The following is an 18,044-nucleotide window of genomic DNA, read 5'->3' as shown; positions in this document are numbered from 1 at the left end:
CTCAGGTCACCTCCGAGCGCACCCGGAAACGCGCTTCGAGGTATTCACGGCTCTCCACCACCTCGCGGAAATGGCGGGCCGCCTGCCAGACGTCCTCGTAGCTGAGGTAGAGGGGCGTGAAGCCGAAACGCATCAGTCCCGGCTCCCGGTAGTCGCCGATCACGCCGCGGGCGATCAAGGCCTGGACGATGGCATAGCCGGCTCCCGGGGCGTCGGGAGAGCCATGATCGCGATGTACCAGGGCCACCTGGCTGCCGCGCTCCGCCCGGGGCGGGGTGATGTCCTCGATCCCCTCGGCCTCGAGCAGGTCGGCCAGGCAGTCGCGGAACAGCTCCCCCAGGGCCAGGCTCTTCTCCCGCAGGGCGGTCATGTCGACCTCCTGCCAGAGCCGCAGGGAGGCCTCCAGGGGGGCGTAGATCAGTGCCGAGTGGGTACCGGTACGAAAGCGGGTGATGCCCGGGGCCGGGGCATAGTCGCCGTCGAAGGCGAAGGGCGCGGCGTGGCCGTGCCAGCCGGAGAGAGGCTGCCAGCCGCCGGCCTGGTGATCCTGGTGCACATAGAGGAAGGCCGGCGCCCCGGGGCCGCCGTTGAGGTACTTGTAGGTGCAGCCCACCGCATAGCGGGCGCCGCAGCCGTGCAGGTCCACCGGCAGGGCCCCGGCGGAGTGGGCCAGGTCCCAGACGACTTCGGCACCCTGCCCATGCACCTGGGCGGTGATGGCGGCCATGTCACGCAGCCGGCCGGTGCGGTAGTTGACCTGGCTCAGCACCACGGCGGCGACCCGCTCGTCGAGGTGGTCGGCGAGATCGGCCCCCTCCGGCAGCACCCGATGCTCGAGGCCGGCGAAACGGCACAACCCCTGGGCGATATAGCCATCGGTGGGGAAGTTGCCGCCTTCGCTGAGGATCACCGGCCGCGCGCGCTCCTGGGACTCGGTGATATAGCCCAGCAGCTTGAAGATATTAAGGGTGATGTTGTCGCTGACGATCACCTCGCCGGCCCCGGCGCCGATCAGCGGCGCCACGAGATCGCCCAGGCGCTCCGGGGCATCGAACCAGCCCTGGTTCCAGCCCTTGATCAGCTCGTCGCGCCACTGATCCCGGGTGGCGTCCAGGGCCTCCCGGGCGGCCAGGGGCTGGGCGCCCAGGGAGTTGCCGTCCAGGTAGAGCACGCCCTCGGGCAGGGCGAAGCGGGCCTTGAAATCGGCCAGGGGGTCGCGGCGATCCAGTTCGCGCACGCTATCGAGGGTCGGGATCATGGCAGCCTCCAGGGAATCGGGTCAGGAATCTGTCCCTGATTCTAGGAGGGATGGACCGGAAAAGGATTGCGTTATTCACCGGACAAACGGCAATCTGTGCAATGCTTTTGCATCGAACAAGGCGAACACGCAATGGAAACCCTGGACCGTTACGATCGGCGGATTCTTCACGCCCTGCAGCGGGACGCCCGCCTGACCCTGGCCGCCGTGGCGGAGGCGGTGAGCCTCTCCCCCAGCCAGTGCTCGCGACGCATCGCCCGCCTGGAAGAGCACGGAATCATCCAGGGACACGCCCTGCGCCTTGACCCGGAGGCCTTGGGGCTCAAGGTCACCGCCTTCATCTTCCTCTCGGTGGACAAGGGGCGCATGGCCTCGCCCCGGGAAGCGGTGGCGACGCTGCTGGCCCGGGACGAGGTGATCGACTGCCATGCCGTGACCGGCAGCCATGACTTCATCCTCAAGGTGATGGTGGCGGACCTCGCCGAGCTTTCCCACTTCCTCTCCACCACCATCAGTCCCATGGAGGGCATCCGGGATATTGCGACACAGGTGGCCATGAATACCCTCAAGGTGGGCGGCCCCCTCAAGGTCGCGCCCTGAGGTTACCTACATCCGGGTCCGCACCGACCAGAGCTCGGGGAAGAAGGTCAGCTCGAGGGCCCTGGAGAGATAGCCGACGCCGCTGGTGCCGCCGGTACCGGGCTTGTGGCCGATGATCCGCTGCACCGTCTTCATATGGCTGAAGCGCCACTGCTGGAAGTGGTATTCGGTGTCCACCAGCTTCTCGGCCAGCTCGTAGAGATCCCAATGGCGTTCGGTGTCGCCATAGACCTCGGCCCAGGCCGATTCCACCTCGGGAGACGCGACATAGGGCTCGGCCCAATCGCGGCTCAGCACCTTATCGGGCAAGGCGAAGCCGCGCCTGGCCAGCAGCTGCAGGCAGGTATCGTAGAGGCTGGGGGCCTGGAGTACCCGGGTGAGACGCCGGTGGTGCTCGGGGTGGCCGCGGTGGACCTCCACCAGCTCGGGGTGCTTGTTGCCGAGCAGGAACTCCAGCTCGCGGTACTGGTAGGACTGGAAGCCGGAGCTCTGCCCCAGGCTGTCGCGAAAGCGGGCATAGTCCGCCGGGGTCAGGGTCGCCAGTACCTCCCAGGCCTGGATCATCTGCTCCTGGATGCGCGCCACCCGGGTCAGCATCTTGAAGGCGGGTCTCAAGTGATCGGCGGCGACATGCGCCGCCGCGGCATGGGCCTCGTGGAGACACTGCTTGAGCCACAGCTCGGAGACCTGGTGAATGACGATGAAGAGCATCTCGTCATGCTCGTCGGTCAGGGGTGTCTGGCAGGCCAGCAGCGGCTCCAGGGCCAGGTACTGGCCATAGCTCATCTCCTGGTCCCAGTGCACTCCTTCGCCGTCCAGGTTGACTCTCGTTGAACCACCATGTGCCTTGCTCATTTTGCCTCCCTTGCTTCGAGCCGGTCTCCCGATGGTGCGCCGAGCGGGGCCTCCTTGCCACACCCGGCGCCGAATCACTGGAGCAGCGCCAGGGTCAGCCAGGGCTGCCAGGCCAGCAGCACCAGGGTGGCCAGGCTGGCCAGCAGGAAGGGCAGCAGCGCCCGGAAGATGCGCAGGGGCGGCACTCCGGTCATCGACGAGGCGATAAAGAGCCCCGCCCCCACCGGCGGCGTCAGCAGGCCCAGCACCAGGGTCAGGCAGACCACCACACCGAACTGATAGGGAGTGATATCGAACTGCTGGGTGGCAATCGGCAGCAGGATCGGCACCACCAGGATCAGCGCGGCGATGCCGTCGACGATCATCCCCACGAGCAGCAACACACCCACCAGCAGCAGCAGGAAGACGAAGGGATCGGTGGTCAGGGCGGCGATCCAGGCGGCGGCCATCTGCGGCAGCTGCTCGTAGACGATCACCCAGCCGAACACCCCGGCGGCGGCGATCAGCATGATCACCAGGCCGGCATTGATGGCGGTGCGCCTGAGGACCTCGGGCAGCATGGCGAACTTCAGGTCGCGATAGAGGTAGCGCCCCAGCAGCAGGGCCGCCAGCGAGGCGAGTGCCGCCGACTCGGTGGGGGTGGCCAGACCCAGCAGGATGCCGCCGATGATGATCAGCGGGATCGTCATGGCCGGCAGGCCCATCTTCAGGGCCTCGAGCGCCTCGCGGCGACTCGGCCACTCGCCTCTGGGGTACTGCTGCACCAGGCCCACCACGGCGATGGCCAGGAAGAAGGTGCCGCCCAGCAGCAGCCCCGGGAGGATGCCGGCGATGAACATGTCGGCGATGGGCACCTGGGCCATCACCCCGAACAGCACGAAGAGCATCGACGGCGGAATGATCGGCGACAACAGGCCGCCGGCGGCGGTAATGGCGGCGCTGTAGGGCTTGTCATAGCCCTCTTTCTCCATGGCCGGCACCATGGCCCGGGACATGATGGCGATCTGCGAGGCCGCCGAGCCGATGATCGCCGCCATCATCATGTTGGCGACCAGGTTGATATAGGCCAGGCCACCGCGGAAACCGCCCACCAGCAGGCGCGCCAGGTCGATCAGCCGGCGGGTCACCCCACCCTCGTTCATCAGCTCCCCGGCCAGCATAAAGAGCGGAATGGCCAACAAGCCATAACTCTCGATGGCCCCGAACAGCTGCTGGGGATAGGACTCGAAGAGCACGGTATTGCCCGAGACCTGGATATAGAACAGGGCGGTAAGCGCCAGCACCAGGGCGATGGGCACGGCCCCCAGCAGCAGGAAGGCAAAGACGGCGACGGTCATCGGGCCACCTCCTCTCGAGTGGAATGGGATACCGGATGGCCCAGGCCGCGCAGGACCTGGCCGAGGTTGACCAGGCCATGCAGCAGCAGGGAGGCGGCGAACCAGGGCAGGATCAGCCATACCCAGAACTTCCTGATGCCCAGGGTCGAGGTGTTCTCGGCATAGATGAAGTTGAAGGTCTCGCCCTGGAAGGCCTGCACATCGAAGCCGGCCTGCCACAGGGCCAGCGGCTGATACCAGCGCCAGCAGAGCACCAGAAGCACCAGCGCGAACCCCGCCACCATCAGGTCCACGAAGACTCCGACCAGGCGCTGCAGGGAGCTCGGCAAGAGGTCCGTGAACAGGGTCACGGCGATGCCCTGACGCCGCTTGAAGACCGCGCTGGCGATCAGCAGGGTCATCCAGATCATGGCGTAGATGGCCAGCTCGCTGATCCAGTAGATGGGGCTACCGGCAGCGCGGAAGGCCACATTGACCAGGATCAGCAGGGTCACCGCCGCCGCCAGGGCGGCGGCGGCGATCTCTTCTCCCTTGGCCAGTCGGTCGGAAAGTCGTGACAGCATGACGTCACCCTCATTCACGTAGGCGGTCGGCTTCCTCGCGAAGCATCTCAAGTCTCGGTGCCTTCTCGCCCCAGGTGGCTTCCCACTCAGCGATGGCCTCGCTGAAGAACTCGGCATCGGCCTCGACGATATTGAGGTCCAGCTCGCGGATCTCCGCCTCCTGGGCGGCGTCCATGGCCTGGAAGCCACTCAGCACGTTCTCCAGGTGCTCGGCCATGGTGGTCTCGATCAGCTCGCGATCCTCCGCGGAGAGCTCGCGCCACACCCGCCCCGAGACCACCCCCACCATGGGGAACATCATATGGTTGGAGATCAGCAGGTTAGGGGCCTGCTCGTGGAATTTGAGGATCAGGATCGAATCAAAGTCCATGTCGATGGCGTCCACCTGGCCGTTGGCCAGGGCGTCATAGACCTCGAGCAGCGGCAGCGGCGCCGGGGCTGCGCCGGTGGCGGTGTAGAAGTCGCGGATCGGCTCGAAGGGAGTGATGCGCAGGCGCTTGCCGCGCATGTCGGCCTGGCTCTCGATGGGCGCCCGGGAGAGCACCTGGCGCATGCCCACCATGCCGTAGCCGACGCCGATCAGGCCCACGCCCTGGGGCATCAGCTCGAGCAGTTCCCCGGCGGCATCGGAGCGCAACAGGGCCGCGGCATGATCCACGTCGTCGACCAGGTAGGGGGCGTAGAGGGCGCCGAAGTCGGGAATCCGGTTGGAGATCTCGGCGATGGTCAAAAAGGCCATGTCAAGGGCGCCGGTCTGCAGCTGCTGCACCATCTGCGCCTCGTTGCCGAGCTGCTGGGCCGGGAAGACGCTGACGCTGTGCTCGCCGCCGGAGCGCTCATCCAGGCTCTCGGCGAAGGCCACGGCCTCGGTGGACCACAGGTGCTGGGGCGGGGTGATCAGTCCCAGGCGGAAGTCGCGGGCCTGGCCGGTGGTGGCGCCGAGGGCCAGGGAGGCCGCCACGGCGGTGCTCAGCAGGGTCTTGATGGGTGTCATGGGGTGTCTCTCTTGTGTTGTTGTAAAGCCTGATCGACATGAAGCTGGCAGCCCCGATACAGGCGGGGCTGCTCATCAAGTGCCTGATGGCCTCAGACCTTGGCGGTGCCGGCCAGCTGGCTGTGCTGGTCCTGCTCGTCTTCCTTGGCCCGCGGACGGGCGTGGCGGGTCTGCAGCTCGGCCACGTCGGTCCTGGCCAGCTCGATGTCGAACACCACCTCGGCGAAGGGGCCGTCCAGCTCGCGCCGGGCGATCACGCCCTGGTCCTCGATACGCTCGGCCGGCACCACCAGCTCCTCGCGGGTGGCGAAGGCGAAGTCATCAAAGGTGTAGGGGTCGCCCGCCAGGTTGATCTGGGTGGTCAGGTGCTGGTGACCCGGCGCGGAGATGAAGTAGTGGATGTGCGCCGGACGCTCGCCGTGACGACCCAGGGACTTCAGCACCACGTCGGTGGGGGCGCCTTCCGGCACGCCGTAGCCGGACGGGATGATGCTGCGCGCGGTGTAGCGGCCTTCCGCGTCGGTGACGATGGTGCGACGCAGGTTGTACTCGGACTGGGTCGGGTCGAAGAAGGAGTAGCCGCCCTTGGAGTTGGCGTGCCAGATCTCGACCTTGGCGCCGGCGATCGGGGTGCCGTCGACGTCACGCACCTGGCCGGTCAGCCACATGGTCTCGCCGTCCGGGTCCTTCCCGTCGTCCAGGCGCGCGAAGCCTTCGGCTTCCGGGGCGCCGGCGACATACAGCGGGCCCTCGATGGTGCGCGGGGTGCCGCCGACGCGCTTGGCCTCGGCGTCGATGGCGTCCTGGCGCATGTCCAGGAAGTGGTCGAAGCCCAGGCCCGGCGAGAGCAGGCCGAACTGGGTCTGGCCGCCGAGGGCGTTGAGCAGGCTGACGGCGGACCAGTACTCCTCGGGGGTGACGTCGAAGTCGTCGATCAGCTTGAACAGGTCGGAGAGCAGGCGGTGCATGATCTGCTTCGCGCGCTCGTTGCCGCCTTCCTGGTCGAAGCCGGCAACGCTCTTCAGGAAATCCTGGACGTCGGGGGTATCGAAAATCTTCACGGTCATGGGAATATCCTCTGCATTATCTTTTGTTCCCGCCATGGCGGGGCTGGCGTGATTCATCCGTGACTCAGGCGTCGTCCTCGCGGATGGAGGACGGGTGGCGACACAGCGGCTTGACGCTGATCTCCATGTAGGGGAAGAGGGGCAGGTTGCTGACCAGCTCCTGCAGCTCGGCGTTGTCATCGACGTCGAAGATGCTGACGTTGGCGTAGCTGCCGGCCACGCGCCACAGGTGGCGCCACTTGCCGGCGCGCTGCAGCTCCTGGGCGTAGGCCTTCTCGGTGGCCTTGATCTCGGCGGCCTGCTCGGCCGGCATGGACGGGGGCAGCTTGACGGTCATTTCCACCTGAAACAGCATGTTGGTCTCCTCCTCGGCGCTTGCGCGACTCAGTGCTTGCGCGAATAGTGCGCCAGCTTGTCTTCATCCAGGGTGATGCCCAGGCCCGGGCCGGTCGGCAGTTCCACGCCGAACTCGCGGTAGTCGAGCGGCTCGACGACGATGTCGTCCTTGAGCAGCAGCGGGCCGAACATCTCGGTGCCCCAGGCCATCTCGGGCAGGGTCGCCCAGGCGTGCAGGGAGGCGGCGGTGCCGATGGTGCCCTCCAGCAGGGTGCCGCCGTAGAGGCCGATGCCCGCGGCCTGGGCCACGTGGGCCAGCTCCAGCACGCCGTTGATGCCGCCGGACTTGGCGATCTTGAGGGCGAAGGCGCCGCTGAAGCCGCCGCGCGCCAGGTCGAGGCCGTCGCGGGCATCCTGCACCGCCTCGTCGGCCAGCATGGGCACGTTGAAGCGGTTGGCCAGGCGGATCAGGCCGGCGTGCTCGCGGGCGGGAATGGCCTGCTCGATCAGCTCGATGCCGGCGTCCTGCAGGGCCTGGATGCCGTGGACCGCGGTGGACTCGTCCCAGGCCTGGTTGACGTCGACGCGCACCCCGGCGCGGTCGCCCAGGGCCTCCTTGATGGCGGCCACGTGGCGCACGTCGTGATCCACCGGGTTGGCGCCGATCTTCAGCTTGAAGTCGCCGTGGCGACGCTGCTCGAGGCGCAGCAGGGCCTCGTCGATGTCCTTGGCGGTATCGCCGCTGGCCAGGGTCCAGAGTACGGGCAGGTGGGTCTGGCGGGCGCCGCCCAGCAGCTCGGCCACGGAGAGGCCCAGGCGCTTGCCCTGGGCGTCGAGCAGCGCGGTCTCCAGAGCCGACTTGGCGATCATGTTGCCGCGGGCATGGCGCTCGAGCCGGGCACGCAGGGCATTGACGTTGCCGGAGGGCTGGCCGATCAGCAGCGGCGCCAGATAGGTGTCGATGTTGCGCTTGATGCTCTCGGGGCTCTCGGGGCCGTAGGCCAGGCCGCCGATGGTGGTGCCCTCCCCCAGGCCCTCGATGCCGTCGCTGTGGCGCATGCGCACGATGACCAGGGTCTGGCAGGCCATGGTGGTCATGGAGAGCTTGTGGGGACGGATGGTCGGCAGGTCGACCAGGATTGTCTGAATCTCTTCAATACATACGTCGCGCATGGGATCCTCAGCTCGAGACAAATTTCTCGAAGAACACTCGGCATTCGCCCACCGGGCTCTCGTCAAACCAGGTCTTGCTCGCCTCGATCATCGGTGGCGGTCCGCACAGGTAGGCATCGAAGGGCTGGGCCAGGAAATCGAGATCGAAGAGATCGCAGACCACCCCCTTGTTGCCCTGCCACGCTTCCGAGGGGTTCATCACCACGGTGTCGAAGGCGAAATCGGGCAGCGTCCGGGTAAAGGCCTCGAGGCGATCGAGCTCGCTCAGGTCCTGCTCCTGGGTCACCCCATAGACGAGACGGATCGGCTGGGTGCACTCGCCCTTCTCGGCCAGCTCCTCGAGCATGCCGAGGAAGGCGGAGAGCCCGGTACCGCCGGCCACCATCAGCAGCGGCCGCTGTACCTCGCGCAGGTAGAAGGCCCCCAGGGGCGCCTCCAGGGAGATCGCATCCCCCACCTTGGCCCGGTCGCGCAGGTAGTCGCTCATCACGCCGCTGGGCAGCAGACGAATCAGGAAGCGCAGCTTGCCCTCCTGGACCGCCGCGGTGGCAAAGGAGTAGGCGCGCCACTCATCGGTACCCGGCACCTCGATCCGCGCGTACTGGCCGGGCAGGTAGGGCAGGGCCTGGGCCGGGTCGTCCAGGGTGATCTCGAGGATGGCGGCCCCCTCGGAGACCGGCTCCACGGCGCTGACGGTGCCGTCGTGCACCTCGGTGGCCACACTGCAGACCGTGGAGTCGATGTCGAAGTAGAAGGAGGCCTGGCTGGAGCGCAGGCGAGTCTGGCAGGCCAGCACATGCCCTTCGGCGATCTCCTCCTCGGTCAGGGCTTCCTCGTCGATGTACTCGACATCGACCTCGCCGGACTCCCGCTGGCAGCGGCAGGTCCCGCAGACCCCTTCCCGGCAATCCACCGGCAGGTTGACCCCGTGGCGCTGCGCGGCGTCCATCAGCAGTTCGTTGGCGTCGACCTTGACGAAGCGGGTGGTGCCGTCCCGAAAGACGATGGCGGCTGTGTTATGCATGACTCGCCCTCCAGCGCAATCAGACGTGGTAGAAGTCCAGGACGGAATCGATCTTGTCGTTGAGCAGCACGGTGTGCTTGCGGGTGATCTTCCAGTCATCGCCGTCGCCGCGCAGGGTGTAGTCGGCAGTGCCGAAGAAGTGACCGCTCTCGCCGAAGCGATGGAAGTGGGTCACCCAGTTCACCTTGACCTGTACCTGCCCATCCTCCCGGGGCGCCAGGCGCACGTTACTGATCAGGTGCAGGGTGCGCGGCATCGGCGTGGAGGCGGCGGACTTGCCGGTGCGCAGACGGAACACCCGATCCTCGATGCCGGTGCGATCGGCGTAGTACATCAGCGACATCTCGCGCTTGGGGTCGCTGGTGACCTCGTGCTCGCCCTTCCACTGGGGGATATGGAACTCGCACTCCGGGGCGAACTGGTCGAGATAGGCATCCCACTCCTGGTTGTCGCAGTACTCGGCGACCCGATAGAGGAACTGCTCGATGGCTTGCTGCTGGCTCATGACTTACACCTCCTGGAGCTTGAGTGCTTTCTTCTCGAGGCCCTCGAGCAGCAGGCGCTGCCAGGTGCCGTGCTGGTTGACGTAGAGGCCCTCGTGGGTGAACTCGGTACCGGTGATCACCGGCTGGATGCCGAGCACCTGGCTGTTGTGGGTCTCGGCGTACTGCCAGTGCTCGTGGCCCCGGGAGATGTCGTTCCACTCGGTGGCCCGCGCCTCGAAGCCGCGCTGCTGCTCGCGGAACTCCACCAGGTCGTCGGGGGTGCCCATGCCGGAGACGTTGAAGAAGTCCTCGAACTGGCGGATGCGGTTCTCGCGGTCGGCGTCGGACTCGCCCTTCACCCCCAGGCAGAGGCTGATCACCTCGGTCTTGTTCCAGGCCACCGGGCGCACGATGCGCAGCTGCGAGCTGATCTGGTCCATGAAGAACAGGCTGGGGTAGATGTTCAGGTTGCGCAGGCGGTGCATGGTCCACTCGGCGCGCTCCCGGGGGTGCTGCTCCAGCAGGCGCGGCATCACTGCGGCATAGCCGGGGCGCACCTGGGGATTGGGCATGTCGCTGAACAGCAGGCTGTGTCCGTTGGTGAAGGAGAACCAGCCGTCATCGGTGTCCTTGTCGCCGGCCCCCAGCTTGCTGTAGTCGAGGGTGTCGCCGCTGCTGCCCTGTTTCTGGGCCTCCAGCTCGCGGCGATGCTGCACGGTGGAGACGTAGTTGTAGTGGACGGTGCTGACGTGATAGCCGTCCAGGCCGTTCTCGTTCTGCAGCTTCCAGTTGGCGTTGAAGGTGTAGCGAGACTCGCCGGGCAGCACCTCCAGCTCACCATCCTTCGCCTGCTCCACCATCATGTCGAAGAACAGCTTGGTGTCGCCGAGGAACGCCTCGAGGCCGACGGTGGACTCGGTGTCCAGGCTGATGAACACGAAGCCACGGTAGCTTTCGATGCGTGCCTGGCTAAGGCCGCGGCTGGCCTTGTCGAAGTCCTGGGGGTACTCGCTCGGCGCCTTGACCTTGACCAGGCGGCCATCGGACTTGTAGCACCAGGCGTGGAACGGGCAGGTGAAGGTGGACTGGTTGCCCTTGCAGACCCGGGTCAGGGTGGCCCCGCGGTGCTGACAGGTATTGGCCAGTGCCCGCAGCTCGCCCTTGCCATCACGGGTGATGATCATCGGCTGGCGGCCGGCCTGCATGGTGATGAAGTCGTGGTTGTTGGGGATCTGGCTTTCGTGGCAGGCGAAGATCCACTGCTTCTCGAAGATCAGCTCCATTTCGAGATCGAACAGCGCCTGATCGGTGAACATGTCACGGGAGACGCGATAGACGCCGTCGTCGGGGCGAAAATCGATGCACTTCTCGATAAACGCCTGCCATTCGGGGAGGGAGCGATATGCTGTCATCGGTCGTTACCGTCTTGTTGCTGTTTGGTACGACCTACCTTAGGCACTCCCCCCGGGGCTCACTATGCAGTTCTTTGAGGAACGCTATGCACTTTTTAGCCGCCCTCAAGAATACTAGGTAACATATTGATATATATGCTTTCCTGTAGGCAGGCGACCAAAGAGCAAGGCACGGACGCCTGGACGAACGGTACCTTATCGACAAGATTGAAGTTGAGCCGGAACACCCGCTCGTACTCGGGAAAAAGCCAATGTTGGCCAACCGATTGGCATCGAGGCTTCCGATGGCACGAGGTGCTATCCTCGGCGGCGAAAGACGATACTTTCGGGCTATTGGCTATCCCGTCGCCGGGATGGCAGAATGACAACACCAGTTCGCAATGCGCACCTTGGAACGATATGCGAACACCGCCTCGACCGCCCCCGGCCCCTGAGCCAAAAATAACGACTATAGCGGCGAGGCAAGGAGGAACCATGACCGTACCCCTGACCCGACAACAGATCGCCGCCGAGTTTCACCAACCTGACTCGGCCTGCCGCTGGATGTGCCAGATCAATGGCCCCCACCGGCTGGAAGTGCCCCAACCGCGTCAGCTCAGTTTTCGCCACCAGGGCACCAGCCTGGGCGATGTCTCCATCGGCACCATCGAATACGCGACACGGGTCAATATCGGCATCGCCGACCTGACCCACAGTTACAGCATCAGCCTGCCCCTGCAGGGGGCTCAGAGCATCGAGTTCCAGGGTGATGCCTTCGACTCCGACGGCGCGGTGGGCGCGATCATCTCGCCCAGCCAACCGCTGCGCCTGAGCATGGACGAACAGTGCCAGAAACGCCTGGTGCGTCTCTCCCGCCAGGCCCTGGAGCAGAAGCTGTCGCAGCTACTGTGCCGCCGACTGTCGCGGCCGGTGATCTTCGACCCGCGCATGCCTCTCAGCGGCACGGTGAAGGAGTGGTGGCGCATGGTGGCCAACCTGCAGGAGATGCTGGACGCCGAAGGTTCGCTGTGCGATCTGCCCGGGGTGTGGGGCAACTTCGAGAGCTCGCTGATCACCAGCCTGCTCTATACCCAGCCCCACAACTACTCCAACGAGCTGCTGGACCGTCAGCAGGGTCGTCCTGCCTATCTGAGCGACCTGGAAGCCCTTCTGCACGAGTCCCTGGATCGCCCCCTGGGGCTGGCCGATCTGGAGAGGGCCGCCGGCGTCTCCCGGGAACGCCTCTATCGGGACTTCCATACCCACTACGGCGTCTCCCCCATCGCCCACTTCCGCCAGCTGCGCTTCAACTTTGTACGCCGGCGCCTGGAGCGCGCCGTCCCCGGCGAGAGCGTCTCCAGCATCGCCATGGACTGCGGCTTCCACCAGCTGGGCCGCTTCTCCAAGGAGTACAAGGTGCGCTTCGGCGAATTGCCTTCCGAGACCCTGAAACGAACCACCCAAGCCCAGCTACAGTAGCCTGGAAGCAGCCGTCCCGGCCGCGTCTGCCAGATAACCTCAGCCACCCGGGCGGACGAGTGCGACGTGTGGCTCCTCAGGTCCCGCAGAAGGTACGGAAGACGGCCTCGCCGGGCGGCGCCGGCCGGGCATACGCCTCACGGCCGGGCTGCTCGGTGAAGGGGTCGGCGAGCACCTCGCGCAGGGCCTCGAAGGGCGCGAAGTCGTCGCGCTCCGCGGCGGCGGCCAGCGCCTCCTCGACCTTGTGGTTGCGGGGGATATAGAGCGGGTTGACCGCCCGCATCCGCCCGGCGATCGTCTCGGGCCCGACATCCTCCCGGGCCAGCCGCTCGCGCCAGCGCGGCAGCCAGGCCTCGATGCCGTCCCGGGCGTCGAAGAGCTCGAGCAGCCCGGCCTCGGCCTCGCCGGGCTCGACAGCGTCGCCGAGCCGGCGGAAGGTCAGGTTGAAGTCGGCGTGGCCGGCCTGCATGGCTTCCAGCAGGGACTCGACCAGTTCACGGTCGCCCTCTTCCTGCCGCTCGAGGCCGAGCTTGGCCCGCATCACCGCCAACCACTCGCTCTCGTAGCGATCGGTGTAGGCCTGGATCAGTGCCGTGGCCTTCTCCACCGCCCTGTCCTGGTCCTCGTCGATCAGCGGCAACAGGGTCTCGGCCAGCCGCGCCAGGTTCCACTGGGCGAGCCACGGCTGGTTGCCATAGCCATAGCGCCCGCCCTCGTCGATGGAGCTGAAGACGGTGCGGGGATCATGGGCCTCCATGAAGGCGCAGGGGCCGTAGTCGATGGTCTCGCCGGCGATGGAGCAGTTGTCGGTGTTCATCACCCCGTGGATGAAGCCGACGCCCATCCACCTGGCCACCAGTGCGGCCTGGCGGGCCTGCACCGCCTCCACCAGCGCCAGGTAGCGCTCGCCTTCGGGCAGCTCGCCCAGATGCGGGTAGTGGCGCTCGATGGCCATGTCGGCCAGGGTGCGGATCGCCTCCACGTCATCGCGGGCGGCGAAGTACTGGAAGGTCCCCACCCGCAGGTGGCTGGCGGCGACCCGGGTCAGGATCGCGCCGGGCTCGGGCACGCGCCGGAAGACACGCTCGCCGGTGGTCACCGCGGCGAGGGCCCGGGTGGTGGGAATCCCCAGGGCATGCATCGCCTCGCTGATCAGGTACTCGCGCAGCACCGGCCCCAGCGGGGCGCGACCGTCGGCGCCCCGGGAAAACGGCGTGCACCCCGCCCCCTTGAGCTGGATGTCGCGCAGCCGGCCGTGGTGGTCGGTCACCTCGCCGAGCAGCACCGCGCGGCCATCGCCCAGCCGTGGCACGAAAACGCCGAACTGGTGGCCGGCATAGGCCTGGGCCAGGGGTTCGGCGCCGGAAGGCACGGCATTGCCGGCGAACCAGTCGGCGGCCAGGTGTTCGTCGAAGGCACCGAGGTCGAAACCCAGCTCCTCGGCCAGCGGCCGGTTGAAGGCCACCAGCCGCGGTGCCTTGACGGGTACGGGATCGAAGCGCTCGTAGAAGCGTTCCGGGAGGCGGGCATAGCGAAGGGTGAACTCGGGAAACATGGCGACTCCAGTCGATGGCGGCGGACGACACCTGCTGATCGTGAAAGACCGAGTATAATGGTCAACTTTGCCTTTATCGACCTATCGCACCGATAGTCCGCCGGGATGTCCGCCGTCCACTCAGCCGGTGCCGGCCAGGGAGTCCCCGAACTGCCTGACGCTGGCCACGAAGTCGCTGAAGCGCTCCCCCTGGATCAGCACGTGCTCGCGCAGCTGCCGTTCCGCCGCCTCGGCATCCCCCTTCTCGATGGCGGAGAGAATCTCGCGATGCTCGCTCAGCGAGTTGCCCATGCGCTGACGGACCTGCAGCTGCAGGCGCCGGTAGGGCTTGAGTCGCTGCTTGAGCTGGCTGGCCTCGCTGGCCAGGAAGGCGTTGTGGCTCGCCGCGTAGATCGCCTGGTGGAAGCCCTCGTTCTCGTAGTAGTACTCGTCGGTGTCACCGGCCAGGGCCGCGGCCTCGCAGCGCTCCAGCGCCCTGCCGAGCCCGGCGAGCTCCTCCTCCGTGGCGCGTCGCGCGGCGAGTCGTCCGCACATTCCCTCGAGCTCGGCCATCACCTCGAACATCTCGATCAGCTGGTCGAGGCCGACCCGCGCCACGAAGGTGCCCTTCTTGGGCGACACCGTCACCAGGCCACTGGCCACCAGCTGCTGGATCGCCTCGCGCACCGGGGTGCGTGACACCTCGAATTCCCGGCACAGCGCCTCGGGATCCAGACGTTCACCGGGAGCGCGCCGACCGTTGATGATGTCGTCTTCCAGGGCGTCCCGAAGCCGCTGGGTATTGGACCGTTTCATGCCGTTCACCTCCCTGCCCCTGTGCGCGCCGATCAGCCGGATCGACGCCATTACCACCTTTGTCTAAGGCCCCGAAATTGACAGTAGTATAGTCAAAGGGCTATTGAAGTATACATCAGCGATGCTGATGGACATATCAAGCCATAACAACCAATCCACAACAACCAAGCCACAACAACAACCTCACTGGAGAAGCCATGAAACGCTCACTTACGCCGGTCATCGCCACCCTGGCCCTTGCCGCCACCGCTTTCAGCAGCGCCGCCAGCGCCGAAACCGTGCTGCGCGCCTCTCACCAGTTCCCCGGCGGCCAGGGGGATGTCCGGGACGAGATGGTCCAGCTGATGGCCCGCCACGTCGCCGAGGCCGACGTGGGCCTGGAGATCGAAGTCTACCCGGGCCAGTCGCTGTTCAAGGCCAGGGAACAGTGGGGGGCGCTGGCCCGCGGCCGCCTGGACATCACCTCGCTGCCCCTCGACTACGCCAGCGGCCGCCACCCGGAGTTCTCCGCCACCCTGATGCCGGGCCTGGTGCGTAACCACGAGCATGCCAAGCGCCTGAACGACTCCGAATACATGGAGATGATCAAGGCAGTCATCCTGGACGGCGGCGCCCGGGTGCTGGCCGATGCCTGGCTTTCCGGCGGCTTCGCCTCCAGCGAGCGCTGCATCACCTCGCCGGATACGGTCGAGGGGCAGAACTTCCGTGCCGCCGGTCCGGCCTTCGAGCAGATGCTGGAAGCCGCCGGCGCCTCGATCGCCTCCATGCCGTCGTCGGAGATCTACACCGCGATGCAGACCGGGGTGCTGGACGCCGCCAACACCTCGTCGATGTCGTTCGTCTCCTTCCGCCTCTACGAGCAGGTCGACTGCCTGACCGAGCCCGGCGACTATGCCCTGTGGTTCATGTACGAGCCGATCCTGATCTCCGAGCAGGTCTGGCAGGGCCTCGACGAGGCGCAGCAGGCCGCCCTGGTGGAGGCCGGCAAGGCCGCCGAGGAGTTCTTCGCCGCCGAGGCCGCCGCCATCGACCAGCAGATGGTCGAAGTCTATCGCGAGAACGGTGTCGAGGTCGTGAGCATGTCCGAGGAGGACTACAACGCCTGGCTCGAGATCGCCCGGGAGACCTCCTACAAGAACTTCGCCGAGGACGTTCCCAACGGCCAGGCCATCATCGACGCCGCCCTGGCCGTCGAGTAATGGCCTGAGTGACATTCGACTGTTCGGCCACCCTGCGGGGTGGCCGCCTTCTCATCGCTCCCGAGAGAACCATGGCAACTTCCCCCTCACAACAGATCTCCGCGCGCAGCGGTCCGATCGGCGGGTACATCCGCCTGATGGACAGGCTGTCGCGACTGACGGCCTACCTGGCGGCCTTGATGTTCATCGCCGGTGTCGTCGTCATCTGCCAGATGGTCTTCATCCGCTATGTGCTGGGCATGAGCACCAGCTGGCAGACCGAGTTCACGGTCTTCTCCGTCACCGGCGCCATGCTCATGGGCAGCCCCTACGTGCTGATGACCGGCGGCCATGTCGCCATCACCATCCTGCCGGACGCCCTGGGCGGCACCGCCCGGACCCTGATGCGGCTGGTCGCCTCGCTGATCGGGCTGGCCTTCTGCGCGGCCCTCGCCTACGCCGCCTGGATCTATGTCTGGGAGGCCTGGGAGGGAAGCTGGACCACCGGCACGGTATGGAATCCGCCGCTCTGGCCGGCCCTGCTGCCCATGGCCGTGGGGGCCACACTGCTGTCCCTGCAGTACATCGCTGAAATCCTGCGCGGGGAGAACTGAGCATGGATCCGATCACCCTGGGAATCATCGTGGCCGTCGCGCTGGTCGTGATGATGGCCATCGGCACGCCCATCGCCTTCGCCCTGGGCGGCGTCTCGCTCATTGCGCTGATCTACGACCGCGGTCTGCCCGAACTCACCTACTTCGGCGAGACCTTCTTCGACCGCATCGCCGAGTTCGGCTTCGTGGCCATCCCGATGTTCATCCTGATGGGCGCCGCCGTGGCCTCCTCGCCCACCGGGCGCGACCTCTACCGCTCGCTGGACCTGTGGATGGGCCGGCTGCCGGGGGGCCTGGCCGTCTCCAACATCGGCGCCTGCACCATCTTCTCCGCCCTCTCCGGGTCGTCACCGGCCACCTGTGCCGCCATCGGCAAGATGGGCATCCCCGAGATGCGCACCCGCGGCTACCCGGACGGCGTGGCCGCCGGCTGCATCGCCGCCGGGGGCACCCTGGGCATCCTGATCCCGCCCTCGGTGACCATGATCATCTACGGCATCTCCACCGAGACCTCGATCGGGCGCCTGTTCATCGCCGGCGTGATGCCGGGGCTGATGCTGGCCGGCCTGTTCATGGCCTGGACGATGATCGCCTGTCGCCTGGCCGGGGGCTACAACAACCCCATGGCGCAGAGCGCCGAGCGCCTGAAGCAGACGGTCAAGGAAAACGTCGATGCCAACCTCAAGGCACTGATCCGCGTACTGCCCTTCCTCGCGGTGGTGGCGGGCATCCTCTTCGCCCTCTACGGCGGCGTGGCCACCCCCTCCGAGGCCGCCGGCGTCGGCGCCTTCCTGTGCCTGGCCCTGGCGATCCTCATCTACCGCATGTGGAAGGTGGGACCGATCAAGCTGATCATGCGCGACTCGCTGCGCGAGAGCGTGATGATCATGCTGGTCATCGCCTGCGCCGAGGTGTTCGCCTACGCGCTGTCGTCCATGTTCATCACCCAGACCGTGGCCGGCGCAATCGCCGACCTGGAGGTCAACCGCTGGGTGCTGATGGGGGTGATCAACGTCTTCCTGCTGGTGGCCGGCTTCTTCCTGCCTCCGGTGGCGGTGATCGTGATGACCGCGCCGATCCTGCTGCCGATCATCCTGGCCGCCGACTTCGATCCCTACTGGTTCGCGGTGGTGCTGACCATCAACCTGGAGATCGGCCTGATCACGCCGCCGGTGGGGCTCAACCTCTTCATCATCAAGGGCATCGCGCCGGACATCTCGCTGCGCAACATCCTGATGGGCAGCCTGCCCTATGCCCTGTGCATGGTGCTGGGCATCCTGCTGCTGTGCTTCTTCCCGGGCATCGCACTGTGGCTGCCGAACCTGATCATGGGCTGAAAG

General features: G+C 66.5%; 18 protein-coding genes. 5 read left to right on the top strand and 13 right to left on the bottom strand.

Annotated elements, in window-relative coordinates; all coding sequences use genetic code 11:
• Position 1: 1 nt before the first annotated feature.
• The gene (gene kynU, locus ACOMD9_RS04950; protein WP_421412463.1) at positions 2 to 1,258 is read right to left on the bottom strand and encodes a kynureninase; all 1,257 of its coding nucleotides are present in this window, start codon (positions 1,256 to 1,258) and stop codon (positions 2 to 4) included.
• A gap of 132 nt (positions 1,259 to 1,390) precedes the next feature.
• Here kynU and ACOMD9_RS04945 point away from each other — a divergent pair, with 132 nt between their 5' ends.
• A complete protein-coding gene (locus ACOMD9_RS04945) occupies positions 1,391 to 1,858 on the top strand; it encodes an Lrp/AsnC family transcriptional regulator (protein ID WP_421412462.1) in 468 nt (155 codons plus the stop codon).
• 6 nt (positions 1,859 to 1,864) lie between these two features.
• On the opposite strand, the gene kynA is transcribed toward ACOMD9_RS04945, so the two are convergent.
• The 10 genes from kynA to antA form a co-directional block, all read right to left on the bottom strand.
• Positions 1,865 to 2,713, bottom strand: a complete 849-nt coding sequence (gene kynA / locus ACOMD9_RS04940; RefSeq protein ID WP_421412460.1) for a tryptophan 2,3-dioxygenase — start codon at positions 2,711 to 2,713, stop codon at positions 1,865 to 1,867.
• Positions 2,714 to 2,787: 74 nt separating this feature from the next.
• A complete protein-coding gene (locus tag ACOMD9_RS04935) occupies positions 2,788 to 4,050 on the bottom strand; it encodes a TRAP transporter large permease (RefSeq protein WP_421412458.1) in 1,263 nt (420 codons plus the stop codon).
• A complete protein-coding gene (locus tag ACOMD9_RS04930) occupies positions 4,047 to 4,613 on the bottom strand; it encodes a TRAP transporter small permease (protein ID WP_421412457.1) in 567 nt (188 codons plus the stop codon). The genes ACOMD9_RS04935 and ACOMD9_RS04930 overlap by 4 nt, the downstream gene beginning before the upstream one ends.
• A 10-nt stretch (positions 4,614 to 4,623) precedes the next feature.
• Complete coding sequence (locus ACOMD9_RS04925) at positions 4,624 to 5,607, bottom strand: TRAP transporter substrate-binding protein (protein ID WP_421412456.1); 984 nt, start codon at positions 5,605 to 5,607, stop codon at positions 4,624 to 4,626.
• A gap of 92 nt (positions 5,608 to 5,699) precedes the next feature.
• Positions 5,700 to 6,674: a catechol 1,2-dioxygenase gene (gene catA / locus ACOMD9_RS04920; protein WP_421412454.1), complete on the bottom strand. Its 975-nt coding sequence runs from the start codon at positions 6,672 to 6,674 to the stop codon at positions 5,700 to 5,702.
• A 64-nt stretch (positions 6,675 to 6,738) separates the two neighbouring features.
• Positions 6,739 to 7,029 (bottom strand): muconolactone Delta-isomerase, encoded by a 291-nt coding sequence (catC, locus tag ACOMD9_RS04915; protein ID WP_421412453.1) that lies wholly within the window; start codon positions 7,027 to 7,029, stop codon positions 6,739 to 6,741.
• A 29-nt stretch (positions 7,030 to 7,058) separates the two neighbouring features.
• Positions 7,059 to 8,183: a muconate/chloromuconate family cycloisomerase gene (locus ACOMD9_RS04910; RefSeq protein WP_421412451.1), complete on the bottom strand. Its 1,125-nt coding sequence runs from the start codon at positions 8,181 to 8,183 to the stop codon at positions 7,059 to 7,061.
• A 7-nt stretch (positions 8,184 to 8,190) separates the two neighbouring features.
• Positions 8,191 to 9,207 (bottom strand): anthranilate 1,2-dioxygenase electron transfer component AntC, encoded by a 1,017-nt coding sequence (antC, locus tag ACOMD9_RS04905; protein ID WP_421412449.1) that lies wholly within the window; start codon positions 9,205 to 9,207, stop codon positions 8,191 to 8,193.
• A gap of 19 nt (positions 9,208 to 9,226) precedes the next feature.
• Positions 9,227 to 9,712, bottom strand: coding sequence for an anthranilate 1,2-dioxygenase small subunit (gene antB / locus ACOMD9_RS04900; RefSeq protein WP_421412448.1), 486 nt, complete (start codon positions 9,710 to 9,712; stop codon positions 9,227 to 9,229).
• Positions 9,713 to 9,715: 3 nt separating this feature from the next.
• Positions 9,716 to 11,104 (bottom strand): anthranilate 1,2-dioxygenase large subunit, encoded by a 1,389-nt coding sequence (antA, locus tag ACOMD9_RS04895; protein ID WP_421412446.1) that lies wholly within the window; start codon positions 11,102 to 11,104, stop codon positions 9,716 to 9,718.
• 474 nt (positions 11,105 to 11,578) lie between these two features.
• On the opposite strand from antA, the gene ACOMD9_RS04890 reads away from it, so the two are divergent.
• Positions 11,579 to 12,562, top strand: coding sequence for an AraC family transcriptional regulator (locus ACOMD9_RS04890; RefSeq protein ID WP_421412444.1), 984 nt, complete (start codon positions 11,579 to 11,581; stop codon positions 12,560 to 12,562).
• Between the two features lie 76 nt (positions 12,563 to 12,638).
• Here ACOMD9_RS04890 and ACOMD9_RS04885 read toward each other — a convergent pair whose 3' ends face one another.
• Together ACOMD9_RS04885 and ACOMD9_RS04880 are read right to left on the bottom strand one after the other, a co-directional pair.
• Complete coding sequence (locus ACOMD9_RS04885; protein WP_421412442.1) at positions 12,639 to 14,117, bottom strand: protein adenylyltransferase SelO; 1,479 nt, start codon at positions 14,115 to 14,117, stop codon at positions 12,639 to 12,641.
• A gap of 120 nt (positions 14,118 to 14,237) precedes the next feature.
• Positions 14,238 to 14,912, bottom strand: coding sequence for a GntR family transcriptional regulator (locus tag ACOMD9_RS04880; RefSeq protein ID WP_421412441.1), 675 nt, complete (start codon positions 14,910 to 14,912; stop codon positions 14,238 to 14,240).
• A gap of 197 nt (positions 14,913 to 15,109) precedes the next feature.
• Here ACOMD9_RS04880 and dctP point away from each other — a divergent pair, with 197 nt between their 5' ends.
• The 3 genes from dctP (at position 15,110) to ACOMD9_RS04865 (ending at position 18,041) form a co-directional block, all read left to right on the top strand.
• Positions 15,110 to 16,111, top strand: a complete 1,002-nt coding sequence (gene dctP / locus ACOMD9_RS04875; protein WP_421412439.1) for a TRAP transporter substrate-binding protein DctP — start codon at positions 15,110 to 15,112, stop codon at positions 16,109 to 16,111.
• Positions 16,112 to 16,182: 71 nt separating this feature from the next.
• The gene (locus tag ACOMD9_RS04870) at positions 16,183 to 16,704 is read left to right on the top strand and encodes a TRAP transporter small permease subunit (RefSeq protein ID WP_421412437.1); all 522 of its coding nucleotides are present in this window, start codon (positions 16,183 to 16,185) and stop codon (positions 16,702 to 16,704) included.
• Between the two features lie 2 nt (positions 16,705 to 16,706).
• Entirely contained in the window at positions 16,707 to 18,041 is a 1,335-nt protein-coding gene (locus ACOMD9_RS04865; protein WP_421412435.1) for a TRAP transporter large permease, read from the top strand.
• Positions 18,042 to 18,044 lie beyond the last annotated feature (3 nt).

It is taken from the genome of Halomonas terrestris (assembly GCF_049166755.1).
Lineage (GTDB): Bacteria > Pseudomonadota > Gammaproteobacteria > Pseudomonadales > Halomonadaceae > Halomonas.
Note: the sequence above shows the minus strand (reverse complement) of the source record. Positions and strands in the feature narration are given on the sequence as shown.